This window comes from Parashewanella tropica, assembly GCF_004358445.1.
In the GTDB taxonomy this organism is placed as follows: domain Bacteria; phylum Pseudomonadota; class Gammaproteobacteria; order Enterobacterales; family Shewanellaceae; genus Parashewanella; species Parashewanella tropica.
This window is the reverse complement of record NZ_CP037951.1, coordinates 1,800,877-1,826,913: the sequence shown is the minus strand read 5'-3', so window position 1 is coordinate 1,826,913 and position 26,037 is coordinate 1,800,877. Positions and strand designations below refer to the sequence as shown.

Sequence of the window (26,037 nt, the reverse complement as noted above, 5' to 3'; positions counted from 1 at the left end):
TACTCCAATGACTAACCTTCAGCTAGCGCTTGTTGCTTAGACTTAAAATCTTCCAAAGCTGCTTGAATTGCATCTTCAGCCAAAATTGAGCAGTGAATTTTTACAGGTGGTAAAGCCAGCTCTTGCGCAATTTGGGTATTTTTAATTTGGGCAGCTTCTTCCATCGTCTTACCTTTAACCCACTCTGTAACAAGTGAACTAGAGGCAATTGCACTACCACAACCATAAGTTTTGAATTTAGCATCTTCAATAATGCCTTCTTCATTAATCTTAAGTTGCAGCTTCATTACGTCACCACACGCTGGTGCACCCACCATACCTGTCGCAACGTTTGGATCGTTCTTGTCCATGGAACCAACATTACGAGGGTTTTCGTAGTGGTCAATTACTTCTTCACTGTACGCCATAATTAGTACTCCTTAATGGTGAGTCCATTGAACTGAATTTAAATCAACACCGTCTTGATACATTTCCCATAGCGGAGACATATCACGTAATTTACCGATAGACTTGTTAATGATGTCGATGGCGAAATCAATATCTTCATCTGTGGTGAATCGTCCGATTGAGAAACGAATCGAGCTGTGAGCCATTTCATCGTTCAAACCTAACGCACGTAGAACATAGCTAGGCTCAAGGCTTGCTGATGTACAAGCTGAACCAGAAGAAACAGCTAAGTCTTTAAGTGCCATCATCAACGATTCACCTTCAACAAAGTTGAAGCTTACGTTTAAAGCACCACAATAACGGCTGTCGAAGTCACCATTAATGTAAGTTTCTTCGATGTCTTTAATACCAGACCATAGTTTGTCACGAAGATGACGGATACGGTCGTTATCTTTGTCCATATCGGCTTTAGCAATTGCCGCAGCTTCACCTAAACCAACAATTTGGTGAGTCGCTAGCGTACCTGAACGCATACCACGCTCATGCCCACCACCGTGAACCATAGCTTCTAGACGAATACGAGGCTTACGACGTACATAAAGTGCACCGATTCCTTTAGGTCCATACATTTTGTGACCTGAAATTGAAATCAAATCCACTTTCATGTCTTGAACGTCGATTGGTAATTTACCCGCACTTTGTGCAGCATCAACGTGGAAAATAATTTTCTTTGAACGACAAAGCTCGCCAATAGCTTTAATATCGTGGATAACGCCAATTTCGTTGTTCACGTGCATCAAGCTCAGAAGAATGGTGTCTTCTCTCATTGCACCTTCAAGGCGTTCCATTGGAATAATACCGTTAGCATCTGGCTCAAGGTATGTAACTTCAAAGCCTTCACGCTCTAACTGACGGCAAGTATCAAGTACTGCTTTGTGTTCAGTTTTGCTGGTGATAATGTGCTTACCTTTTTTGTGGTAGAAGTGTGCAACACCTTTAATTGCAAGGTTGTCCGACTCCGTAGCACCTGAGGTAAAAATAATTTCACGAGGGTCACCGTTGATCAAATCAGCGATTTGATTACGCGCGATATCTACCGCTTCTTCAGCTTGCCAGCCATAGCGGTGAGAACGTGAAGCAGGGTTACCAAAGACTCCGTCCATGGTCATGTACTGCATCATCTTTTCAGCAACACGAGGATCAACCGGCGTTGTTGCTGCATAGTCCAAATAGATAGGAAGCTTCATTACACACTCCGTACACATTTGTCGTTACTTCGACACAAAAGGTACAAACATCAATTATTATTACGCAAAAATCTTAAGGCTAGATCTCTATAAAGAAAGCCTATGTTCTTGCTGCATTTTATCTTGTTTTACAGAGATATACTGGACATCTCTTTTATTCATAAGACCTTCAAGACTGATACCGTCTAAAAAGTCTGAAATCTGTTTACTTAAATCACCCCATAAAGAGTGAGTAAGACAGCGGTTTCCACCTTGGCAATTACCTTGACCATGACAGCGTGTCGCTTCCACAGATTCATCTACTGCGTGCACAACCATGCCAACAGAAATTTCAGCTGCATCTTGACCAAGGCGATATCCACCACCTGGACCACGTACACTGGCAACTAAACCTTTCTTTCTTAACTTGGCAAAAAGCTGTTCTAAGTAGGACAGAGATATTCCCTGCCTTTCTGAAATGTCTGCCAGTGGAACAGGACCGCTCGCAGAGTGGATCGCAACGTCAAGCATTGCTGTAACGGCATAGCGTCCTTTTGAGGTAAGTTTCATTACTAAACCTGTTCCTACTAATCTTATAGTGTGAATTTAAACATACCTGACTAATTTAGTCAAGTATTCTAAAATGTGATCTAGGAAGAGATTTACAGGAGATATGTGAGGTTTCAGCCGCGTATTTAACCTTGTTCGTACGCTAAATTCAATGAAAAAATGGATTTTATTTTGATTTAACAGTTAGATGTTAAATTAAGGTTACAAACAAGGGAGGTTGAGGCTTTTAACTAGCTTAAAAACCTCAATAATTGCTAGATCATAGGATCAAACTCATCCATCTGCTTCTTACGTTTTTCAGCAGCAGCAAGTTCGTCTTCTGAAAATTCCTCGATATTCAATTCAGGCAACTTATCAGTGCAGACTTCACCACCCATTTGTTGAACTTCATGACAAACATCTTGGAGCTTAGAGTCCATTAAATGCATATGATCCATCAACTGACCAATAGCATTGGCAACTGGGTCTGGGTTATCTGGAGAAACAGCATAAGCGTCAAAGCCGTATTTTTTCGCCATTTCACTTCTACGGCGTGTCGTTTCTTCGGCTTGTTCGGTTTGCGTAGCAACTTCCCTACCCGGAATACCCACAACCGTTCTTTCTTTATTAACGGTTTTCACCACTACTGAGTTTGAGCCAACCCTAGCGCCGTCTTCTATCAGAATAGGACCAAGAACTTTTGCACCAGCACCGATAACGACATTGTTACCTAAAGTCGGGTGACGCTTACCGCTATTCCAGCTTGTACCACCTAAAGTCACACCATGGTACAAAGTACAGTCATCACCAATCTCGGCAGTTTCACCAATTACGACCCCCATACCGTGGTCGATGAAGAAACGTCTACCGATTGTGGCACCGGGATGTATTTCAACCCCTGTTAACCAACGTGAAAATGTTGAAATCACTCGCGCTAATAGAAACCACTCGTTTTTCCATAGCTTATGGCTTGCACGATGTAACCAAATCGCATGCATTCCAGGGTAATTTAATAAAATTTCCCAAGTACTTCTTGCTGCTGGGTCTCTATGGTAAATAGAAGCAATATCTTCTTTGATTCTAGAAATCATACCCATGATGATAAGTATCCATGCAAATTTAATCGAAGAATTTTGGTGTTCATTTTAAGTGCTGAGCAAGGCGCTACTGCGAAGGAATACCGGCAGTCTTTCAAGCAATAGGAACGCGGCGCAGTGCTTAAAAGGGGCATCAAAAAATATGTTTTCATTAGCATGGGTACTTACTAATCCTTCTTAGTGGCTTTGTCGATGGAGGTCAAAATACCTCTCAAAATATTCATTTCTTGAGATTCAATCCTAGCTCGGGTGAACAAACGACGAAGCTTTGTCATGATCTGCCCAGGGTGATTCTTGATAATAAACCCAGTATTTGAAAGTGTATTTTCAAGGTGTTCAAAAAATCGCTCTTGATCTTTTTGCAGAGGATATTCAGGGATATCTTGTGGCTCACGAGTGGCATTTAACATCGCCATACGAGTTTCATAACAAACGATTTGAACAGCTTGAGCAAGATTTAAAGAGCTGTAATCAGGATTAGCAGGGATCACTACATGATAGTGGCACTTCTGTAGCTCTTCATTAGTTAAGCCATGATTTTCACGCCCAAATACGATAGCAACATCATGGCTTTGCCCTTCTTCCACCAGCTTTTCACCCGCTTCTCTTGGCTCTAGTACAGGCCAATCGAGCGTTCGACTTCTTGCACTTGTAGCGACGACTAAACTGCAATCCTCAATCGCTTTATCGAACGAATCAACCGTTACGGCATCTTTTAAGATATCCGCAGCTCCAGCCGCTAACGCTATAGACTGCCCATCAGGCTCGACTCTCGGTTCGGCTAGATATAACTTAGTTAGCCCCATGGTTTTCATTGCTCTGGCTACTGAACCAATATTTCCCGGATGAGATGTTCCGACAAGAACGATACGAATATTATCAAGCATGTGGATTCGACTTTACTTCTTAAAGAATATAAAGCGGGATAGTAACATAATGCTCCGTTAAGTGTGTATATCTAAGATATTGTTTGTTTTATAAGGGTTATGACAGTATTCAGTTTACATGCGCTCTCCCCCTTCAAAATGTGCTAAAAGTAACTTAATTATTTAAATTTCGTTATCAAAATTGACTAAAGTCAATTCAATTTTACTTGCTGCGAATATTCTTTACACAACAGCGCAAACGAGCATCAATTTATTTTTAGTTTGCGTCACGTTACAAACAATATTCGGAGCAGGTCATGGAAAAGAAAACAAACGATATCAACACCCAACGTCGTAACTTCTTAGGCGGTTCGGTAGGTGTAGGTTTAGTAGGTGCAGGTTTAGCAGCAGGGTTAGTATCAACCTCAGCTTCTGCAAGTCATCATAAAAAAAGTGACCGTATGGCGAGGTATACGGCAGACCAACTAGAGCGTGTCACTCAAGAACTCGTTCCTCCACCATTCGTGCCTAAACATGACCAAGTGGCAAAAGGAAAGCCAAAAGTAGTCCAAGTCACTCTGACTGTTGAAGAAAAGCAAGTTGAGCTTGAAAATGGTGTTAAAGCTTGGGTTTCTGCATTCAATGGTAGTGTTCCTGGGCCACTCATTGTATGTCACCAACACGATTATGTTGAATTAACGCTTAAAAACCCTAAAACCAATGCATTAGCACATAACATCGATTTACATGCGTCAACGGGTGCATTAGGTGGTGGTGAACTCACTCTTGTTTCTCCAGGTGAAGAAGTCACATTCCGCTTTAAAGCAACTAAAGTAGGCACCTTCGTTTACCACTGTGCACCAGGCGGCATCATGATCCCGTGGCACGTTGCAATGGGTATGGCGGGTGCAATTATGGTTCTTCCACGTGATGGCTTAAAAGATGGTCATGGCAACCCAATCCGTTATGACAAAGCCTACTATGTTGGCGAGCAGGACTTCTATGTACCAACAGATAAAAACGGTAAGTACAAAGAATACTCAACCGTTACTGGCAGCATGAACGATACCTTAGAGGTAATGAAGACACTTACCCCATCACACATCGTATTTAACGGGGCTGTAGGCGCATTAACAGGTAAAAATGCCATGACTGCGAAGGTTGGTGAAACCGTCATGTTCATTCACTCTCAGCCAAACCGTGATACACGCCCACACATTATTGGTGGTCATGGCGATTACGTATGGGCAACAGGTCAGTTTAATGATGCACCTCAAACAGACCTTGAAACTTGGGGTATCCCAGGTGGCTGTGCTGGCGCAGCAATTTACACCTTCTTACAACCAGGTCTATACGCTTATGTGAACCATAACTTGATTGAAGCCATCATGAAAGGCGCTGCGGGTCACATTAAAGTAGACGGCGAGTGGGATGACGACCTAATGGTTCAACTTAAAAAACCAACCAAAATGGCATAACACCATAACGCCAAGCTAATGAGGGCGGAAACGCCCTCTACTTTCATTCTAGAAAAGGGAGCCAACCATGATAAATGTTCTTAAGCAATGGCGGCGATTCACTCTTCTCACTGTATGTCTATTGCTCACCCTCACCCCAACCTTAAATGCAGCCGAAAAGCGAATTGATTACCCATTAAACAGTGCCGTTTATCAATGGTATGGTTTCCTTGACTCCCGAAACCTCACCAAGGAAAAACAAGCTCAATATCCCAATGTAGACTTTCAAGAATTAAAAGATGCAAAGGTAATCCAAGGCGCCCATCACCTTTTATCTATTGTCCCTATAAAACAAGATAATAAAATTGCTGAAGTGGAGGTAGAGCTAGAGTTTCTCCCAAAAATAACCGATACCAATGAGGTCTATGGTTACTATTTAATTCAAACACTAAAGCTTGATAAGCAATCGGGAAAAATATTAAGCAGTAAAACCCTTACTAATGAAAAAGACGATTTTACCTCTAAGTTTCGAAGTGCTAGTGCACCAAACTTAATCAAAGCATTTATTTATCAATGGACACAGCACCTAGACAACTTAAGCGTCAATCAGCCTAACAGCCATATTTCTTGGAATAAGCATTTTACAGCTAATACTAAATTTAACGCAGAAGAGGCTTCAACATCTTCTCTTGCGGATTACTTTAACCTTTTAGCAAACACAAAAGCTAAAACCAGCAGACGTGCGATTCGAAATCTGAATATAAAACCCATCAGTGGAACTGATCAATTTCAAATTGATTTTGAATATCAATGGAGTCTTCTAAACCAATACGATGAAGATGAGCTTGCACAATTAGGGGTTAATCTTGTCGTTAGCATCGAAAATGGCGTGGTAATTGTGCACGAATATAAAGCTAAATATTTACCACCAGTTACTGATCTTGGCGCTGAAATTCGTTGTTAATAAGGAACTTTAAATGAACAAATTCATTAAATTATTTAAGCAATCTTCACTTATTGCAGCGATTGCATTAATCACCTCAATTTTACCCGCTCAGGCGAAGATGCCAATCCTAAAAGGCATTGGTGGAGATTTCACTCTCAATAGCAGTAAAGGAGAACAAGTTAGCCTTTCAGATTTTCGAGGCAAAGTCGTTCTCATGTTTTTCGGCTATACCAACTGTGCCGATATTTGCCCTACTACCATGGCTCATGTTGCACAAATGGTAAAAAAACTCCCACCCGAGCAACAAGCTAAAGTGCAAGTTCTGTTTGTCAGTATCGACAGTGAATACGATACCCCTAAGCATCTTAATAAATATCTCAGCTATTTCGATCCAAGTTTTATCGGCTTAGTAGATGACAAAGAAAAAATTGATCATGTTGCCAAACTCTACAGTGCAGAATACTCAAAGCTAGCGGATGAAAGAGTAACCACTGAGTTTAAAAAACTCAGCTTGGAAGACAAAAATGCACCGAAGAAAAAAGGCTATTTATTTTCACACACCGCCAAGATTTTCGTGATAGACGGTAAAGGTCGTATGCGTGGTTATTTCTATACAGGCACTCCACTCAAAGAAATGCGTGATGATGTCGCACAATTACTTGCTACTAAATAAAGGAGAATAACAATGAAAAAATCCCTTTTGATTTTCTTAGCCATTTTAACTTCCATTGTTAGCCATTGGACTATGGCTCAAGACGTTATGGTAGAAAACGCATGGATCAGAGCTATGCCCCCTACTTCCAGAGTCGTACCAATTTATTTGACGATGAAAAATAATGGTGACCAACCAATCAAGTTACTGGCGATAAATAGTCCCAATGGCAGAATCGAGCTTCACCAAACCGTCATGAAAGATGGTGTAATGCGCATGACGCCAGTGCAGAAAATCATGGTTGATTCAAAGGGAAAAACGCTAATGGCGCCAGGTGGTTACCACGGTATGATGATGAACTTTACTCAAGGAGTTCCAACTAAAGGCGATTCTGTTCCATTAACACTTACCTTTAATAATGGGGAAAAATTGAAAGTAATGGCTGCGGTGAAAATGAATAATGATGAAGACATGCATCACCACCATCATCATTAATTATTTCATAACTTTGATCTGACGGGGTGTTTTTTCATATTAATTGGTTTATGTTATGAGGCTAATAATTATAACGATATTAGCCTCTTATGATCACCGAACCATACATTCATCGCGTCGTCCACCAGCACCACTTATTTTCGAATCTAGCGGAAAGCGAGCTTTCAATGCTGATGAGTAATGCCGCATTGATCAATTTAAAAGCTCACGAAAATTTGTTCTTTCAAGGTGAACCTGCTAAACGTTTTTATTTGTTATTGCATGGAAACTTGCAACTTTATCGCACTAACCCACAAGGACAAGATAAAGTCATTGATGTAGTGCGTGAAGGTCACACATTCGCTGAAGCATTAATGTTTAATAAGCAATCCATGTACCCTGTGTCGGCTCAAACCGTATCGGAATGTCAGCTCATCAGTTTTGATTGCGAAAAATACCTCCACATGCTCAAACATAATACCGAAGCCTGCATGGCTGTTATGGCAAATATGAGTATGCGCCTTCGCAAAAACATTAATGAAGTAGAAGTCCTTTCATTGCAAAACGCACAATCTCGATTACTGTTGTTTTTAATGCATCATATGAAGCCAACGGCTGAGAACCAAGGGCAAGTGTATCTCGATATCCCTAAGCGTGTTCTAGCTTCTAGGCTATCCATTCAACCAGAAACCTTTTCTCGTTTGATCAAAAAAATGACCAACAATGACCTCATTGAAGAATCTGGTCACGACATTATCATTAAAGATGTTCGTAAATTATACGCGAGTGTGAACGTACCTTTTGATCCTTTGGTTTCAGCTGATTCGAATGACAAACAAAGCATTCCCATCATCAATATGTAAATTATGAAAACAATCAGGTTTTGCGATAATTTTGGTTGCTGTATTTAGGCAGCTTACGTATAATCCGCTCGCTATTTTTCGTTCTTTAACATCCAGGGGATTGCAATGCATCCAATGCTGACTATTGCCGTTCGCGCTGCTCGCGCTGCCGGTCAAACTATCATGCGCGCTTACGCCGAATTAGACCAAGTTGAAGTTACAGCTAAAGGTCTCAATGACTTTGTGACTAACGTAGACAAAGAAGCTGAAGCGGCTATTACATACCAAATCCGTAAGTCTTACCCTGACCATACTATCGTTGGTGAAGAAGGTGGTGAAGATCGCGGTAAAGATAAAGATTACATGTGGATTGTTGATCCTCTAGATGGAACGAATAACTTTGTCCGTGGTATCCCTCATTTTGCTGTATCTATTGCACTTCAAATTAAAGGCAAGACTGAAATTGCTGTAGTATTTGATCCTGTGCGTAACGAGCTATTCTCTGCTGTTAAAGGTCAAGGCGCTAAGCTGAACGATTACAGACTTCGCGTAACTGACGCAAAAGGTCTAAGTGGCACTATTTTAGCAACTGCATTCCCATTCAAAGCTCGTCAGCACACTGAAACTTATATGAACATTATCACTGAAGTATTCAATGAGTGTAATGACATCCGTCGTGCTGGTTCTGCAGCTCTTGATTTAGCTTATGTTGCAGCTGGTCGTGTTGATGGTTACTTCGAAATCGGTCTTAAGCCTTGGGATATCGCAGCAGGCGACCTAATTTGTCGCGAAGCTGGCGGTACTGTTACCGACTTTACTGGCGGTCACAACTACCTTGTGTCTGGTAACATTGTTGCAGGTGCACCTAAAGTAACGACTGGTCTAGTGAAATTAATGCGCCCTCTTCTAAATGAAGGTTTAAAGCGTTAATAAGCAAGTAAAATTATTACTTAAGCGGGCTTTATGCCCGCTTTTTTGATCTTCATTAAAGTTTTTTTTAGCAACTAGAGTAAAATAACCGAGTAAAATACTCAGGTACTAGTTGTTATGATCAATATTGATGAACCCGCACATAAGCAATTTCGCCCTGCTATCTTCAGACTTGGCTTTCGCCCATTCTTTCTATTTGGCAGTATTTTTAGTGTCTTCGCCTTAGGCTTATGGGCAATGACTCTATCAGGCAAAATAAACTTTCAGCCTCATGGCAATCCAATTTGGTGGCATGGACATGAAATGATCTTTGGTTTTGTTTCAGCCATTGTTGTGGGCTTTTTATTGACAGCAGTTCAAAACTGGACCGGACAACCAGGATTAAAAGGCTGGCCGCTGATTGGTTTATTTACTCTGTGGTTACTAGGAAGACTTGTCTTGCTCAGCTCTTCATTGCTACCACTCTCTGTTGCAGCAACTATCGACCTACTGTTTTTACCTATGGCGAGCTTAGTGCTCTTCAATTCAGTCTATAAAGTGAAACAGTGGCGCAATTTGATTTTTGTGCCTGTGCTATTGCTATTAACACTGATGAATTTACTTTCCTATCTTGGTTCTTTTACCGCTGATATAGCTCTGATGAATACAGCTTTGTATGGCGCAGTCATTATCATTACTTTCATCGTAGCTTTGCTGGGTGGACGTGTTATTCCATTTTTTACAGACAGAGCAAGTGATTGGCAACGTACTCCAAGCATTCCGGCCTTAGAAATCGCGACAATCGTTACTCTTGGTATGACGTTGCTCGCCTTCTTTTCTGGTCATGAATTAGTACTTCAGATCACATCAGCACTAGCTGGGTTAGTTATTTTAATCCGTTGGAATCGCTGGGGCTGGAAGCATACCTTTAAAGTACCATTACTCTGGTCATTGCACTTCAGCTTTATCTTCATACCAATTGGACTATTTTTAATTGCGGCAGGGCTACCGATTAGTGTTGGTCTTCACTCATTAACCGTTGGCGGTATGGGCGGAATGATTTTAGCCATGATGGCAAGAGTCAGTTTGGGTCACACTGGTCGTCAATTAGTACCACCAAAGCCTGTCATTTTTGGGTTTGCGTTAATGATTTTAGCGACGATTGCTAGAATTGTTGCTGGTATAGTACCTAGCCTGTATCTACCTCTGATTGCAGCCGCAGTTGTCTTCTGGTGTATTGCATTTGGGCTATTTATTCTGTTTTATGCACCAATGTTAATGCAGCCAAGAGCAGATGGAAGACCTGGGTAGGTTTCTATAAATTACTATAAAATCTAAGTGTTGTGGGCTTAACACCCACAACTTTCCAAACTTAGAAAAAGTTTTACACTCCCCGCTATTCTTCAAGTGACAAACCCTCGCACTTATGGCACATTCTTCTGCAAAACAACAATATAAGGACTGATAATGCGTACAACTAAGCTGTTAAAAGTACTTTCATTTACTTTAGCTTGTTCATTTGCCCCGCTTTCTCAGACAGTGCATGCCAATCAATCAGCCATTTACAGCAATATGGCTGTAGCGCAACCAGTTTGGGCAAAACATGGGATGGTATCTAGCCAAGAGGCATTAGCCAGTAAAATTGGTGTCGAGATCCTTAAAAAAGGCGGCAATGCGGTTGATGCTGCTGTTGCTGTTGGTTTTGCGCTATCTGTTACCTTGCCACGTGCTGGTAACATTGGTGGTGGTGGCTTTATGATGGTACACCTTGCAGATAAAAACAAAACCATCGCAATCGACTACCGTGAGATTGCGCCAATGAAAGCACATAAAGACATGTATCTTGATGAGCAAGGCAATGTCATTAAAAAATTGAGCCGTGAGCACGGTCTTGCGGTGGGTGTACCGGGAACCGTAATGGGGTTGAGTCAAGCTCTTGAAAAATACGGAACCATGTCATTAAAAGAAGTGATCCAACCTGCTATTGATTTAGCGAAAAACGGCATATCTGTAACTGCTGATTTAGCTACTTCATTAGCGGCACTAAAACGTCGTATTTCTCAATGGCCAAGTTCTGCCGAAATTTTTTACAAATCCGACGGTAGCAACTTCAAAGTTGGAGATAACCTAGTTCAAAAAGACTTAGCCCACTCTTTACAATTGATTGCAGATAGAGGTGTCAACGGCTTTTATAAAGGTGAAACTGCAAGAAAAATTATCGAAGCTGTAAAAGATGCCGGTGGTAATTTAACCATGCAAGACTTTGCTAATTATAAGGTTGTTGAGCGTAAGCCTATTTTTGGAACTTACCGCGGTTATAAAGTGGCTTCTATGCCACCGCCTTCTTCTGGTGGAGTTCATATTATTGAAATGCTCAATGTATTCGAGAATTTTCCAATAGATAAATACGGTGCTAATACTGCACAAACCATTCATATAATGGCGGAAACCATGAAACATGCTTATGCTGATCGCAGCGAGTATTTAGGTGATCCAGCGTTTTACAAGGTTCCCGTTAAGCAACTAACCAGTAAAGCGTATGCAAAATATATCGCTAAACAAATTTCGATGAATAAAGCTACACCTTCTTCTGAAATTAAGCCGGGTAAGTTAGCACCGTACGAGAGCGATCAAACTACTCACTATTCCGTTGTTGATAAATGGGGCAATGCTGTTTCTAATACCTATACACTTAACTTCAGCTATGGCTCTGGTTTAGTTGCTCAAGGAACGGGTATTTTGTTGAATAATGAGATGGACGACTTTTCTGCTAAACCAGGTGTGCCAAATGGTTATGGCTTGATAGGTGGTGAAGCTAATTCAATCAAGCCTGGCAAGCGGCCTCTTAGCTCAATGACGCCAACCATTGTATTTAAAGATGACAAGCCTTTCTTAGTAACAGGTAGTCCAGGTGGTTCTCGCATCATTACGACTGTTTTACAGTTGATAATGAATGTGATCGATCATGATATGAATATACAAGAAGCTACCAATGCACCTCGTATACACCATCAGTGGTTGCCAGATGAAATCCGTGTAGAACGCAGTTTGAATCACGATACTATTCGATTGTTAGAATCTATGGGACATAAGGTATCTGTTAAACCCTCAATGGGAAGTACACAATCCATCGAAGTGACAGAACAAGGTTTGTTTGGTGCTAGCGATCCAAGACGTGGTGGCGAGGCTGTAGGCTATTAAACATTTTATTTAGATCTTAATTCATTCACTAACAAATCGGCAGCCCTTAATACCAATGCCACTATGGTCAATGTAGGGTTTGCCGTTCCTGCTGTAGGGAATACACTTGAACCTAAAATGAAAAGATTTGAACATTCATGGGTTCGGCAATTCCTATCCACTACCGATGTGCTAGGGTCATTTCCCATTTTACATGTTCCCATTATATGGCCTGAGCCCGAAGGCTGTTGAAGCTGAGTAATTTCTGTTGCTTTCATGGTTTGGAAAATAAAATTAAGGCACCTTTTAGCCCCATTAATCCCTTTTCTTTCATAGTCTGTAAAATGATAAAACAGTTCTGGCCTTGGTATACCTAGAGCATCTACATGACTGTTACTCAGTGAAACTTGGTTTTTTACATGAGGAAGCATTTCCACATCCGCGCCTAAGCACATTTGTCGTTCCAATTTCCTTTTAAGCGTCTGTCTCTGGTTATTGAATTCCACCACATTCTTCGATACTTGCTTAAGATCCGAATAAGGTGACTGATTAGGTACCCACCAGCCACAATTTAAAATATTGATCCTATAAGCAGAACTAAAACATCTAAAGTTGCCGTTTCGCATTGTATCTATACTACAGGTAACTTGGGGCCCCCGAAATCCATATACAGGTTCCTTTGAGAGTGCATTACCGACAACCCAAATATGATCCATCAGATTTCGACCAACCATTCCACTAGCATTTGCTAACCCATTAGGGCAGCTCTTAGAAGAAGACATTAAGAGAATTTTTGGTGTTTCTATAGCATTGGCAGCAAGGACATAATACTTAGCTTTTAGACCATGCTCGTTCCCTTTCCAATCTAAATATTTAATAGAGTGAACTTTGCCATTCTTCTCAATAACTCTATTTACAACAGCCTTGCTTATAACAACTGCCCCTAGCTTTTTCGCTAACTCAACATGAGTATTGGCTTCATACTTAGCACCAGTTGGACATAGCGGAATACATGAACCACTTCCCTGACACCATGGCTGGCGAGCCTGAGGGATATTTTGTACGAATAGCCTTTTGCCTTTAAAGCTAGTGCCATCTATATGGCTTGCTATAACTTTATCCGTGTAAGTTTGTTTAATTGGAGGATTGGAAAATTCGGCACTACGCGGAGAACCATAGTTAATACCTGAATCACCAGAAACAGATAATACATGTTCCGCTTTTACGTAATAAGGTTCAATTTCAGAATATGTTAATGGCCAATCTGTCGCTACTTGGTAATGACTGTGCATTGCAAAGTCATCAGGCAATAACCTTGGACATAAGCCTAACCAGTGCCAAGTTGTCCCGCCTACAACACGTTCAAATGTTGAATAAAATTTTTCTGGGCCAGTTTGAATGTAATAGTTAGAATTATCCATTGCATTAGGCCTAGGAGCTTGGGGGGAGTTAGGATATGGCGTATTTATGGTTTGCGCTGGCCCTGCTGCTCTCAATGCTTTAACCATTTCATCTCTATCAGGTAAGTATGGCCCAGCTTCTAGCACGATAACTTTTATCCCCTGCTGGGCTAACTTCCAAGCAGTGATTGCTCCCGCGACACCAGAGCCAACAATGATAACTTCAGCATCGTAACCTCTCATGATAGAAATAAATCTGATTTCGGTGGTTCAGACCAATCTTGAACACTTGGAACAGCTGGCGGTGTTGTCATGATCAACTGCCAAACTAACCCTTTTCGATAAGCTAGATCCCGAATGTCAATGCTGGGGTTGGTTACTTTAAAGTGACCTAAATACCAAAGATTAATTATTTGGCTATACACATCATTGTGTTTTAAAAGAACTTCTTGTAATTGTTTTATGTTGTTATGCTCAGAAATGGCACGTTGAAATTCATTTTGCGCTAGTTGATACTGCTGTTTACCAAAAGTAGCTTCTATTTCTGCTTGGTAGTAATCAGTCAGTTGTGCTTCTACTTTACTAAAGCCTGTTAGGTAATATGACAATTCTAAAAAGTGAGCTGATTGACTAATTAGTTTATTACTAGCTTGTGCGAGTACATCAAAAGGCGCAACACTTGCTCCAAAACAACCTATTAATAATGTAAGAATTTCTCTTCGAGAAAGCATACGCCACACTCAAGATTCATTTTTATAGAGACTACCAACCTTGTGCTTAAGTGCAGCTGAATTTAGATTGGTATTAAAACCTATCGATTCGATATGGCTTAAGATCAAAATCGGCTTTTTGCCCACTAACTTGTTGCGCTACTAGTTTAGCTGTGATTGCAGACCAGGTTAATCCTAGGTGTTGATGCCCAAAATTAACAAAAACATTCTTGTGTTTAGTCGCACCCAATACAGGTAAACTATCTGGTAAAGAAGGTCGGAATCCCAACCACTCTTCTCCTTCTTTACAACTCAAAATTGCTGCTAATTCAGGTAAAATTGCCTGCCCATGAATGAGAAATCGTTCTGAAATACCACTGGTAGCTTTCTGAGATAAGCCACCAAATTCGACCATTCCTGCAAGTCGTGTCCCCTTTGCCATTGGCGTAATAATGAATTTTCGCTCATAAGAGGTTACTGGTCGCTTAAGCTGGCTTTGGTGTTCTAGCATCAAGTGATAACCTCTTTCGGTTTCAAGTGGCACCTTATGTCCCAACTGTTCGACCAAAGGTTTACTCCATGCGCCAGTTGCGATAATGGTCCTTTCTGCTGATATTGTTACCATGTCATTGTTTTGCGATTCATTTCCCCGTACGAATATTTGCTCACCAACGTCTATTGATGTGACTTCTAATTGGGTAATTCGCCCTCCTTCACTTCTAATTTTATCGGCAAATACTTCACAAATTTGCTGAGGATCAGGCGTATGTGCTGTATCAGTAAAATACAATGCATGATGAATATTAGGAGATAAGCTTGGCTCAAGTTCTCTTAGCTCTTCAGCTGACAATAACTGCACCGGAATACCTTGGTTTTTATAGGCTTCATATTGAGTTCGAACCTCTTTAAAAGGTGTTGATTCAAATACGAGAAGGCTGCCTTTTTGTTTTAGTAGCTCAGGGCGTTCACAATACTCAAGTAGACTTTTCATTTCTTTAATGGCTTGGCTATTCAGAAGAGCGATGCCACTTGAGTTTTTAATTATTTTGTCTGGACACAACTCCCCTATAAATCGCTTAAACCAAGGAAGTGCTTTAATGAAATAGTTGGGTTTTATTCTAAATGGACCAAGCGGATCGAGTAACATTTGTGGCACTTTTAGCAACAATTCAGGACTGGCCAAAGGGAATACCTGCTCAGTAGCAAAGTTTCCTGCATTTCCATAAGAAGCTCCAGCTGCCACACCTTCTTTATCAACCACGGTTACTTGATAACCCAACTTTTGAAGCTGTAGAGCTGTTGCTAACCCGACGACACCAGCCCCCACAACCACGACTTGATTTTCCATTAGCTTAGTTTCCATTAACGCAGTAAAAAACCATATTTAAAAGGATCATTGTCATCGATAATAAACTCGTGACGACCTGTAATAAAAGCAGTGCCAGAGACTTCAGGAGTCACTGATTGTTTTCCATAGAAATCATTTTCTGAAACAGCAGTAACCGTCATCGCTCCCCCAACAATACTCTCTATGGTAATGGTTTGATCTAGGCTGATGTCACCACGAGCTTTTAATAGCGCAACACGAGCTGACACTCCTGTTCCAGTAGGAGAACGATCGACTTCGCCATCGGCAAATATACATACATGCTTTGAATGGGAACACTCATGCTCTACTAACTTAGAAGTAAAAATGGTGCCATACAGAAAGCTCAAATCTGACTCTGTTGGATGTGTAATCACATACTCTCGAAGTGCCGCTTGTTTAATTGCTCGTCCGAGTTCAATCAGTTGTGCCACATTTTCAGGAGTGCATTTAATACCGTATTTATCAGCATCAATAAAGGCGTAATAAGCACCACCAAATCCAATATCAAATTCTATTTTGCCTAAGCCTTCAACCTCAAGTTCACAATCTAACGCCTCTGCCCAAGAAGCTACATTTTTAAAGCTTGCCGAAACCTTACCTTGAGTATTTCTTTGTGCTTCTGCTGAAATTTGCCCAGCTGGGGTATCGATTTTGTAGTGCTTTTTACCATCAATCCATCCATTTTCTTCAGCTTGGCTTGCGACTGTGGTCAACCCCAAAATGGCATGACCACACATGCTACTGAAGCCTTCATTATGAATAAACAGTACTCCATAATCTGAATCTGAACGTTCAGGTTCAGTAATAAGCGCACCATACATATCAGCATGCCCCCTCGGCTCAAACATCAAAGCTTGTCTAAGGTGATCTAAGTGCTTATTGGCGTAACGCCGCTTTTCTAAAATCGTTTTTCCTTCTATTGTTGGAAAACCACCCGTAATGATCCTTAACGGTTCACCTTCGGTATGCACGTCTAATGTTTTAATGCTCTGTAAGCTTGTTTGTTGAGATTCTGAAATTGAAAATGAAACCATAGTTCGTCCTAACTCTATGCTTTTAATAAAATAAATAGACTAACGGGAAAAACTCTCACTATCACCAACTATCTGAGTATCTAACCTAATATCTTAGGTTTAAAAGCACTATAAATATCCATTTCATAATTGTGTTGTGATTAAAATTAATGCATTATTGTATACAATATCCAAACAATAAAACAAATATTTACCTACGAGGATTAAAATGACAGTTAATTGGCAAGGGGTTTATCCTGCAATTTCGACCCAGTTTAATGATGATGGCAGTATCAACTTTGCATCTAATGCGTCCATGCTTGAAGCCCTCATTGCAGATGGCGTAGATGGCATCATTGCTCTCGGCACTATTGGCGAAAACGCTTCTTTATCTGCAGATGAAAAACGACAATTCATTGAGCATACAGTAAAAACAGTAAATGGAAGAATTCCTGTAATATCCGGCTGTACTGAATATACAGCAGAGCTAGCAGTTCAGTATGCCAAAGACGTTCAAAAACTTGGTGTTGATGGTTTAATGCTACTACCTGCAATGGTTTACCACGGAACTGACCGAGAAGTAGTAACCCATTATCAAACCGTAGCCAGAGCAGTACCAGAACTGCCTATCATGATCTACAACAACCCTGTTGGTTATGGTGTTGATATCAATCTTGATATGACTGAAACCTTAGCCAATGAGCCTAATATTGTTGCAATTAAAGAATCGACTACAGACACGCGCCGTTTAACGGAGCTTCAAAGTCGATTTGGTGATCGGTTTATTTTATTCTGTGGTGTAGACGATATCGCTTTAGAAAGCATCCTACTTGGCGCAACAGGTTGGATTTCAGGACTCACCAATGTATTTCCTCGTGAATCAGTCGCTTTATTTAAACTTGCTCATCAAGGACGAATTGAAGAAGCCAGAGAAATTTACCGCTGGTTTATGCCGTTATTAAGACTAGATACAATTCCAACTTTGGTTCAATGCATTAAGTATGCAGAGCAACTCGTAGGTCGTGGTAATGAAAATGTTCGTTTACCCCGCTTAAAACTGATTGGTAAAGAGCGAACCTATGTTGACAAAGTCGTTTCAGAAGCTCTAGAAAATCGGTTAGATTTAAGCAAGTTTCAATAACTTAAGGCGTATGGTTAGGAGTTAGCAATGATCCAAGGGACGTTTTTTTGTATTGATGCTCATACCTGTGGAAACCCCGTAAGGCTTGTCACCACTGGACACCCTAACTTAAAGGGTGAAAACATGAGTGAAAAACGACAAGATTTTTTACGCCATTATGACTGGATCCGTACTGCGCTTATGTTTGAACCTCGTGGTCATGACATGATGTCCGGCGCATTTCTTTATCCACCTTGCAGCGCTAACGCAGATGCTTCTATCTTATTTATTGAAACCAGTGGCTGCCTACCTATGTGTGGACATGGAACTATTGGTACCGTTACTGCAGCAATCGAAACTGGATTATTAGCCTCGAAAATACCGGGTAAGCTCACTCTTGATGTTCCAGCGGGTCAAATTCAAGTTGAATATCAACAAACTGGTAATACAGTCGATTGGGTAAAAATATACAATGTCGCTTGTTACCTCGCCCATCAAGACGCCGAAATCGATGTCCCTGGTTTAGGCAAGTTGACGGTAGATGTAGCATACGGTGGAAATTATTATTGTATCGTCGAACCTCAAGCTAACTTTCCTGGTTTAAGAGAATGGACAGCGAGTGACATCTTACATTGGAGTCCACTGGTAAGAGAAGCGGCTTGTTCACTAAAGTGCATCCATCCTGATGATCCTACTGTTAATGGTGTCACTCACGTCTTATGGACAGGTGAAACACTTAATGAAAATTCAGATGGTGCAAATGCGGTTTTTTACGGCGACAAAGCCATCGACCGTTCTCCTTGTGGTACAGGCACCAGCGCACGATTAGCGCAATTACATGCAAAAGAACAGCTCTCAGTTGGTGATACTTACACTCACGAAAGTATTATTGGCAGTCAATTTATTGGAAAAATTGAATCTAAAACTCAAGTCGGGGAATACCCAGCTATCCAGCCAAGCATTCAAGGTTGGGCAAGAATTACAGGTCATAACAACATTATTATTGACGATGACGATCCATATGCCCACGGCTTCCAAGTCGTTTAACAGGAACACTAAACAATGACAATTTTATCTCAAGACATTTTAGGTCAACACTTTATTAGTCAACAATGGATCGCAACACATACAAATTTTCCAAGTTATGATCCTGTCGCTAATGAAAAAAGTCCTTGGACCTTTAATCAAGCAACCGCATCATTAGTCGACCAAGCGGCACAAGCCGCCAATAACGCTTTCGTCAACTATAGACAAACGACGCCAGAACAAAGAGCTAGTCTTCTTGAAGCAATTGCCCAAGAAATCGAAACGTCTAAAGCTGACATAATTAAAGTCGCTATGCGAGAAACGGGGTTACCCGAAGCGCGATTGCAAGGTGAAACAGGTCGTACATGTAATCAACTTTTGATGTTTGCCAATTACTTGCGCCAACCTAATACTAGTGTAGAAATCGATATCGCCGATCCTAATCGCAGTCCCCTTCCTAAACCCGATACTCGTTTAAGTCAGCTACCTATAGGTCCAGTGGCAGTATTCGGCGCATCGAATTTTCCTCTCGCATTCTCTACTGCAGGTGGAGACACGACATCGGCATTAGCGGCTGGCTGCCCTGTTATTGTTAAAGGGCACCCTCTTCACGCTGCCACTTCAGAATTGGTAACCAAAGCTATTGAGAAAGCCATCATCAAAACGCAAATGCCATCTGGGGTATTTAACTTAATACAAAGTAACAAACCGGAAATAGCAACGGCTCTGGTTAAACATCGTTTAATTAAAGCTGTCGGTTTTACTGGATCATTAAAAGTTGGACGAATCTTAGCTGACTTATGTGCCCAGCGTGATGAGCCAATTCCATTTTTCGGCGAACTTGGTTCAGTCAACCCTCAAGTCATACTACCCAACCAACTTGAAACTGAAGCGCAAACATTAGCTGAGACTCAAGTACAATCTATGATGATGGGACATGGGCAGTTTTGTACAAGTCCTGGTTTGATCATTGCACTAAAGGGCAATAGTTTAGAGCGATATAAAGAAACAATATCAAAGGTAATGGGCCAACAGAGCTCAGCACCAATGCTATCAGCAGGCATAGCCTCGCAATATCAACAGCAAACGACCCGACTTGCCGAAAACCATAAAACTCAGCTTATTGCTAAGGGAATTCCTCCAGAGATGGAACATCACACTCAGCCTAAATGTTTTTGCGTGACAGCTGCAGCACTGTTGCAAGACAAATTATTTCAACAAGAAGTTTTCGGCCCTTGTGCAATCATTGTTGAATGTAATGATAATCAAGAGTTACTACAAATTATCGCTCAATTGGACGGTCAGTTAACCGCAAGTATTCATGGTAACGACAAGGATATTGAACAATATCAGAGCATCATCCACGAGCTCAGTTACAAAGTTGGCAGAATAATATTCAACCAAATGCCAACAGGTGTTGAGGTATGTTACTCCATGAACCACGGTGGCCCTTTCCCTGCCAGTACTGATGTAAAAACAACATCTGTAGGCGTAAAAGCCATCAATCGATTTTTAAGGCCGATTTGTTTTCAAAACGCTCCAACCTCTATGTTGCCTAATGAATTACGCACAAATAATCGCTGATCTAACAAAATTAAAGGGAAAACTGGCGTTTCCCTTTATTTATCTTTTCTTAAGGGGTATCTTGGAACGAAGAATATAAAATATATATAAATTTATTACTTAGCTCATGAGTCGAAAAACACCCATCGTTCATAAAACTAGAACCCAAGTTGTCGTTGAAGTACTAAGAGAAAAAATTCTATCCGGTGATATAGCGGCAGGAGAGCCACTAAGACAAAGTGCTCTGGCTGACGAACTCAGTGTAAGTCGTATACCCATAAGAGAAGCTCTACTACAATTAGAAGCTGAGGGATTAGTAAAATTTGAAGCCCACAAAGGTGCGACGGCTACCGTTTTATCAGTTGATCAAGTAACTGAATTATTCGAACTTCGAGCTATGGTTGAAACTGATTTGCTCGCTAAAGCTATTCCTAATATGCAACGCACTGATTTTTCAGAAGCAGAACAAGTGCTTGAATTATTGGAATCAGCTTTCAAGCAAGAGAATGCTGTAGCAAGTTGGAGTGAGCTTAACACTCAGTTCCATACTTGTTTATATCAAGCGGCAAATCGTCCACATACATTAGAAGTCATTCAATCTCTCAACACCAATTGTGACCGTTATATTCGATTACAATTATTGCTAGGTGGTGGTATTCCTAAAGCTGAGCAAGAACATAGAGATTTGCTTGAACATTGTAAAAACGGCGAAACAGATAAAGCTTGTAACTTGCTAAAATCGCATATATTGAATGCCGCAGAAACCATAAAAAGTATGGTTGCACAACAAGTTAACTAATAGATAATAATTACTAAGACAGTAGTAAAGAGAACCTAATATGCCAAACGCTATGATCACTGGATGGGGAAAATGTGTTCCTCCTGCAGTTCTGACCAATGATGATTTAGCCACATTCATCGAAACTTCAGATGAATGGATAAAAACCCGAACCGGAATTAAACAGCGTCATATCAGTCACGTTAACACTTCTGAGTTAGCGACAGTTGCCGCGAAAAGAGCACTAGCTGCCGCGGGTATTGACGGAAGCGAGCTTGATATGATCATCCTTGCCACTGCCACGCCTGATACGTTAGTGCCTAATATCGCTGCTACCGTACAAGCGAATGTTGGCGCGAGTTGTGCGGCGTTTGATATTAATGCAGCATGCAGCGGCTTTTTATACGGTTCAGGTTTAGCCACTGCACAAATTGAAAGTGGCCAATGTAAAAAAGTGTTGGTGATTGGTGCAGAGCGTTTGACCTTCATGATTGACTGGTCTCGTCGTGAAACTGCTGTATTATTCGGCGACGGTGCTGGGGCTGCGGTCTTTGAAGCAACAGAAGAAGATTGCGGTGTAAAAGCTTATGCACTAAATAATGACCCTGAAGGTAGAGAAATCCTTAAAGCTTCATTTGGTACCGGAATGGATCGCTTTGATCCTAAATCTTTGGACTTTTATATCCAGTTTGATGGACAAGAGATCTTTAAACGCGCAATCAACGGTATGAAAAACTTAAGTGCACAGGTTTTGGAGCGCTGCGGTGTTGAAAAAGACGACGTTGATATTGTGATCCCTCATCAAGCTAATGAAAGAATCATTGATACACTTGTCGCTAAAATGCGCATCCCTAAAGAAAAAGCATTTGTTAACATTGCTAACTACGGGAACACTTCTGCTGCAACCGTACCAATTGCTATCTGCGATGCAATTGAACAAGGTCGATTGAAGCCTAACCAAACCATATTATCTTGCGCCTTTGGTGCAGGCCTAACTTCGGCTGCAATGCTTCTAAAATGGGGTGACAGAGTGACTCCAATCGATGAAAGCGATGCTGAGTTACCACCTTGTGATCAATCAGGGTTAGAGCTGGCAAAAAAAGCTGTAGACCATTTTTGTAAGAAGAATAAAGACTAAAAATTCTACTCTAAAAAAGCCCTGAATATCAGGGCTTTTTAATACTTGTGATACTTGATAAGACATTATTTCTGAACTAAAGTTTTTAAGATATGCAGTAATACCAATTTGCGTTTTAATACGGTTTTTCTTGAATGTGAATTGGGATAAAAGAAGTAGAGGTAAACAACAACTCAAAATAGATTAGGGATAAGCTATGAAACGATTAAAAGAATCGCAACAAACCCTTGAGCAAGAAATACAAGCCTACAATAAAAAAGCCAAGCGCCCTATCGACTTGCAAGACAATAATGACCCTGTCGAACTTGAATCAATTCTTGATAAAATCACTCTAAGCGAATCAAATCATCATCGCCGCACAGGTAAAAGCTCAAAAGAACACGCCACATTAAAAGCAGCTATTGCAGATGTTCTTTTGCTACTTGATGGCTTTGACTTAAAAGACAAAAAACCTAAAGAAATGACAGAAGAAGATGGGATGTAATTTCTATATATAAATTAGCTCATCCCAATATATATCTTGTTTAAAATAGTTAGCTAATTGCTGGTTAAGTTCAGTAAAGCTAGATATTTTTACTTCTTCTCCACTCAAACAAAACCAAGTAAATCGGTAGCAATTATTTGCTATCAAATCATATTTTCTAAAGCTAAATATCAGCTCCTTAGCATTATTAGCCGCAATTTTACTTGCCAAAGGTTCCGCTTGAGAGTTACAAGCGATATAAATAGTTTCTCCGCTTCTCTGCTTTAAGAAACGCTCAGGTGATACAACACGAACCAAACCTGAACCATGTAGTTCGATTATTGCATCATCACACCAAATCCCAACATGACAAACTAGCCCGTAAACATGACAACAAACCATAGCACCTGCAATTGGCTTTACTTTTGTATTTGAAGAATGAATAAGGCTTGGGGAGTATTTTAGTTCAGCTTTCTTCGAGTTAGCTCTAGGATAATACCGATTGATTAACGCTTCTTTTCTCTGCTGTTTGTATTCAGCCAAAACTATCGCGCTAACAGCACCGCCCAGTAAAAATAAAGGTAACGGCATAGTGATTCCGTGCAATTTAATCCATAGGAATAATCTAGTTCCCATTCAGCAATGGTTAAAGCCTTAAAATGTAACCTTTTTTGTATTTTTAATTAATTACCTCAACTGATAAAAGAAAATTAATGCAATTATTTGCCCTTAATTTTGTCAATTCATAATCGTTTATTCATAGAGATTTAGTCTTATGGCAGCATTGACACATAATCAAGCATATCAGCTAGGAACAGCGCTGGTTATAAGCTACGACAAAGGGCAAGATGCATTTGTATTAGAAGGTAACGATCATGAATATGGCGTTTCTATTGCTCTATCACACCTAACAACAGTATGTCTAAGGAATCATACTGTCATTATCCAGTTCCATCAACATCAGCCTAAAAGCCTTAGACCACAGACGTCTACGATTCCTGTTTATATTGAGCACCAACAGAATTTTGGTAAATGCTGGAGAGTTACACACTTAGACAGCGACTCAATTATGTTTAAATCTCTTGAGGACAAAGCAGCAAAATATCTAGATCAAGAGTTGAATATGGAAGTTCTCGGAAACAAGTTTCTACAGGCTATATTACGCAAAGATACTGATAAGGTTCACTCATATTTAGAAGTTGGAATAAATCTCACCTGCTTTGTATACAAAGGTAATTTCCCTGTCAAAGAAAGCGACGCTGACCAAGAAAAAGGCTTCGAAATGGCCTTTTATCGAACGTCCCCTTGCGAAAATCGCCCAGAACATAAACTGGGCGATTGTCATAATGATGTAAAAAAACCTTTTTGGGGACACAATCTAAAGTACTTATTCAAGGATTTTAATACTAAAAGGTATACACCTTTACATATAACAGTAATGGTAAACCATCTACCAATCACTAAATTACTCACAGATGCTGGAGCAAGACCAGTATTGAAAGATGTTGATGGTAATACTGCTCTGCATTTAGCTTGTACTCTAGAATTTCACGCACAATTACCTACACTGTTGAGGTCATGTCGCCCTCAAGATCTAGACATAAAAAATGCACAAGGTAATACAGCACTCCACCTAATGATAAGTTTAAATAAACTTGAACGAGTTAAAGAGTTATGTGAGGCAGGCGCAAATAAAGAACTCAAGTCAGCAGATGGCTTTATGCCTCTGCAACAAGCCTGCACACTTAGGCATCATCAAATTGTGGAGTATTTACTGCAAAGCGGAGTAGAAGTTGACACCCTCGATTCAAACGGTCGTACTGCATTACATTTGGTTGCGCTTTTTCCGAACACTCAGTGCGCTTCCTCGTTGTTGAAGCACCATGCTGACGTAAATAAACGTGATAACAATGGTTGCACACCTTTATTTTTAAGTGTTGAAACATCACCCAGCAATGCAATAAATCAAACATTAATATTAAATGGCGCTGATCCATTTATAAAAAACAAAACAGGTCTAAGCCCGGCTATCCTAGCAGCAAGAAAGAAAAGCCACGTGAAATTACTAAAAAGCTTTTTGGAAGCAAATATCAAATTTGACGATGAAGAAGAGCGAAAGGCGGTAATCAATGAATTGTATAAAGAGGCTCAAGCTGCAGACAATATCGAAGCCATGCATCAACTCTTTAAATATTTACCTGAAGATGCATTCAAAGAAAAAGTCTGTGAGGTTCTAAATGTCGCCACAATAAATCATGAATATAGCACCATAAGTAGATGCATAGCTGCAATGAAAGATGCCGGAATGAGAGTGCCAGGCTACATAATAGCTAGGGCAATAACAAAAGGCCCGCATTCGATTAATGAGCATTTAAAAATCATAACTTGTTTACTTAGTATTCCTGCCGAGCTAACCAATATAAAAGACGGTAAAAGTGCCATTGTTTTAACTGCTACAGAGCTTAGCTCACAAGCCGATAGAGCCGAAAGAATATGCATACTTTTATTTGCTTCTTGTTTTAGAGAGCATGATACCGATGCTTTTGAAGCACAACTTGGGAAAAAGACGACCTTCCAAGTTTTAAATTCAAAGCTCTCTCCATTAGTTGCAAGGCAGTTTATGGCAGCATACCGAAGAACAGTTTCTGCGCAGGTAAAAGCCGTTGAAAAAAGCAAAGATTGGAATAAATTTGATGAAGAAGAGTCTGAAGCATGGGCAAGTGTTCCCAAAGAACTTCCTGATGAAGAACAAGAAAAACTTACACTGGCAGAAACAGGGAAACTTCCACTATCAACTGAGGAAGGTATATCTTTGGTGGATATGCAAACAAGTAATGAGGAAGAAGACAGTTAAACTTGAAATTTTTGATGC

Annotated in this window: 25 protein-coding genes; 15 read left to right on the top strand and 10 right to left on the bottom strand. The window is 40.5% G+C overall.

What is annotated here, in order from left to right; all coding sequences use genetic code 11:
* Nucleotides 1-11: 11 nt before the first annotated feature.
* From iscU to trmJ, 5 genes are all read right to left on the bottom strand, one after another.
* Nucleotides 12-407, bottom strand: a complete 396-nt coding sequence (gene iscU / locus E2H97_RS07775; protein WP_133406627.1) for a Fe-S cluster assembly scaffold IscU — start codon at nt 405-407, stop codon at nt 12-14.
* Nucleotides 408-419: 12 nt separating this feature from the next.
* Nucleotides 420-1,634 (bottom strand): IscS subfamily cysteine desulfurase, encoded by a 1,215-nt coding sequence (locus tag E2H97_RS07770; protein ID WP_133406626.1) that lies wholly within the window; start codon nt 1,632-1,634, stop codon nt 420-422.
* 87 nt (nt 1,635-1,721) lie between these two features.
* Entirely contained in the window at nt 1,722-2,183 is a 462-nt protein-coding gene (gene iscR / locus E2H97_RS07765) for a Fe-S cluster assembly transcriptional regulator IscR (RefSeq protein WP_121839896.1), read from the bottom strand.
* A 254-nt stretch (nt 2,184-2,437) separates the two neighbouring features.
* The gene (cysE, locus tag E2H97_RS07760) at nt 2,438-3,259 is read right to left on the bottom strand and encodes a serine O-acetyltransferase (protein WP_133406625.1); all 822 of its coding nucleotides are present in this window, start codon (nt 3,257-3,259) and stop codon (nt 2,438-2,440) included.
* A 167-nt stretch (nt 3,260-3,426) separates the two neighbouring features.
* Nucleotides 3,427-4,146, bottom strand: coding sequence for a tRNA (cytosine(32)/uridine(32)-2'-O)-methyltransferase TrmJ (trmJ, locus tag E2H97_RS07755; RefSeq protein ID WP_133406624.1), 720 nt, complete (start codon nt 4,144-4,146; stop codon nt 3,427-3,429).
* Nucleotides 4,147-4,442: 296 nt separating this feature from the next.
* Here trmJ and nirK point away from each other — a divergent pair, with 296 nt between their 5' ends.
* The 8 genes from nirK to ggt all read left to right on the top strand — a co-directional run bounded on the left by nirK (nt 4,443) and on the right by ggt (nt 12,606).
* Nucleotides 4,443-5,603 (top strand): copper-containing nitrite reductase, encoded by a 1,161-nt coding sequence (gene nirK / locus E2H97_RS07750; protein WP_133406623.1) that lies wholly within the window; start codon nt 4,443-4,445, stop codon nt 5,601-5,603.
* A 67-nt stretch (nt 5,604-5,670) separates the two neighbouring features.
* On the top strand, nt 5,671-6,546 hold the full coding sequence (locus E2H97_RS07745; protein WP_133406622.1) for a hypothetical protein: 876 nt from the start codon (nt 5,671-5,673) through the stop codon (nt 6,544-6,546).
* Nucleotides 6,547-6,559: 13 nt separating this feature from the next.
* A complete protein-coding gene (locus tag E2H97_RS07740; protein WP_133406621.1) occupies nt 6,560-7,201 on the top strand; it encodes an SCO family protein in 642 nt (213 codons plus the stop codon).
* 12 nt (nt 7,202-7,213) lie between these two features.
* Nucleotides 7,214-7,675 (top strand): copper chaperone PCu(A)C, encoded by a 462-nt coding sequence (locus E2H97_RS07735; RefSeq protein ID WP_246029069.1) that lies wholly within the window; start codon nt 7,214-7,216, stop codon nt 7,673-7,675.
* A gap of 89 nt (nt 7,676-7,764) precedes the next feature.
* Entirely contained in the window at nt 7,765-8,517 is a 753-nt protein-coding gene (locus E2H97_RS07730) for a Crp/Fnr family transcriptional regulator (protein WP_133406620.1), read from the top strand.
* Nucleotides 8,518-8,622: 105 nt separating this feature from the next.
* Nucleotides 8,623-9,426 carry an inositol-1-monophosphatase gene (gene suhB, locus E2H97_RS07725; protein WP_133406619.1) on the top strand — a complete coding sequence of 268 codons (804 nt, stop codon included), beginning with the start codon at nt 8,623-8,625 and terminating at the stop codon, nt 9,424-9,426.
* 117 nt (nt 9,427-9,543) lie between these two features.
* Nucleotides 9,544-10,716 carry an NnrS family protein gene (locus E2H97_RS07720; RefSeq protein WP_133406618.1) on the top strand — a complete coding sequence of 391 codons (1,173 nt, stop codon included), beginning with the start codon at nt 9,544-9,546 and terminating at the stop codon, nt 10,714-10,716.
* A 156-nt stretch (nt 10,717-10,872) separates the two neighbouring features.
* On the top strand, nt 10,873-12,606 hold the full coding sequence (gene ggt, locus E2H97_RS07715) for a gamma-glutamyltransferase (protein ID WP_133406617.1): 1,734 nt from the start codon (nt 10,873-10,875) through the stop codon (nt 12,604-12,606).
* Between the two features lie 5 nt (nt 12,607-12,611).
* Here the strand turns inward: ggt and E2H97_RS07710 are convergent, their stop codons facing one another.
* From E2H97_RS07710 to E2H97_RS07695, 4 genes are all read right to left on the bottom strand, one after another.
* Nucleotides 12,612-14,228 (bottom strand): GMC family oxidoreductase, encoded by a 1,617-nt coding sequence (locus tag E2H97_RS07710; RefSeq protein ID WP_133406616.1) that lies wholly within the window; start codon nt 14,226-14,228, stop codon nt 12,612-12,614.
* Nucleotides 14,225-14,716, bottom strand: a complete 492-nt coding sequence (locus tag E2H97_RS07705; RefSeq protein ID WP_133406615.1) for a sugar dehydrogenase complex small subunit — start codon at nt 14,714-14,716, stop codon at nt 14,225-14,227. The genes E2H97_RS07710 and E2H97_RS07705 overlap by 4 nt, the downstream gene beginning before the upstream one ends.
* Nucleotides 14,717-14,789: 73 nt before the next feature.
* Nucleotides 14,790-16,043, bottom strand: a complete 1,254-nt coding sequence (locus tag E2H97_RS07700) for an NAD(P)/FAD-dependent oxidoreductase (RefSeq protein ID WP_246029068.1) — start codon at nt 16,041-16,043, stop codon at nt 14,790-14,792.
* A gap of 14 nt (nt 16,044-16,057) precedes the next feature.
* The gene (locus tag E2H97_RS07695; RefSeq protein WP_133406613.1) at nt 16,058-17,098 is read right to left on the bottom strand and encodes a proline racemase family protein; all 1,041 of its coding nucleotides are present in this window, start codon (nt 17,096-17,098) and stop codon (nt 16,058-16,060) included.
* A gap of 208 nt (nt 17,099-17,306) precedes the next feature.
* On the opposite strand from E2H97_RS07695, the gene dapA reads away from it, so the two are divergent.
* The 6 genes from dapA (at nt 17,307) to E2H97_RS07665 (ending at nt 23,186) form a co-directional block, all read left to right on the top strand.
* Entirely contained in the window at nt 17,307-18,218 is a 912-nt protein-coding gene (gene dapA, locus E2H97_RS07690) for a 4-hydroxy-tetrahydrodipicolinate synthase (protein WP_133406612.1), read from the top strand.
* A 27-nt stretch (nt 18,219-18,245) separates the two neighbouring features.
* On the top strand, nt 18,246-19,244 hold the full coding sequence (locus E2H97_RS07685; RefSeq protein ID WP_133406611.1) for a 4-hydroxyproline epimerase: 999 nt from the start codon (nt 18,246-18,248) through the stop codon (nt 19,242-19,244).
* Nucleotides 19,245-19,259: 15 nt separating this feature from the next.
* Nucleotides 19,260-20,807 carry an aldehyde dehydrogenase (NADP(+)) gene (locus E2H97_RS07680; RefSeq protein ID WP_133406610.1) on the top strand — a complete coding sequence of 516 codons (1,548 nt, stop codon included), beginning with the start codon at nt 19,260-19,262 and terminating at the stop codon, nt 20,805-20,807.
* A 106-nt stretch (nt 20,808-20,913) separates the two neighbouring features.
* Nucleotides 20,914-21,585 (top strand): GntR family transcriptional regulator, encoded by a 672-nt coding sequence (locus tag E2H97_RS07675; RefSeq protein WP_133406609.1) that lies wholly within the window; start codon nt 20,914-20,916, stop codon nt 21,583-21,585.
* Between the two features lie 40 nt (nt 21,586-21,625).
* On the top strand, nt 21,626-22,702 hold the full coding sequence (locus E2H97_RS07670) for a ketoacyl-ACP synthase III (protein ID WP_133406608.1): 1,077 nt from the start codon (nt 21,626-21,628) through the stop codon (nt 22,700-22,702).
* Nucleotides 22,703-22,898: 196 nt separating this feature from the next.
* Nucleotides 22,899-23,186 carry a hypothetical protein gene (locus tag E2H97_RS07665; protein ID WP_133406607.1) on the top strand — a complete coding sequence of 96 codons (288 nt, stop codon included), beginning with the start codon at nt 22,899-22,901 and terminating at the stop codon, nt 23,184-23,186.
* 3 nt (nt 23,187-23,189) lie between these two features.
* Here E2H97_RS07665 and E2H97_RS07660 read toward each other — a convergent pair whose 3' ends face one another.
* Nucleotides 23,190-23,756, bottom strand: coding sequence for a hypothetical protein (locus E2H97_RS07660; RefSeq protein WP_133406606.1), 567 nt, complete (start codon nt 23,754-23,756; stop codon nt 23,190-23,192).
* Nucleotides 23,757-23,940: 184 nt separating this feature from the next.
* Between E2H97_RS07660 and E2H97_RS07655 the strand changes: the two genes are divergently transcribed.
* Entirely contained in the window at nt 23,941-26,019 is a 2,079-nt protein-coding gene (locus E2H97_RS07655; RefSeq protein ID WP_133406605.1) for an ankyrin repeat domain-containing protein, read from the top strand.
* Nucleotides 26,020-26,037 lie beyond the last annotated feature (18 nt).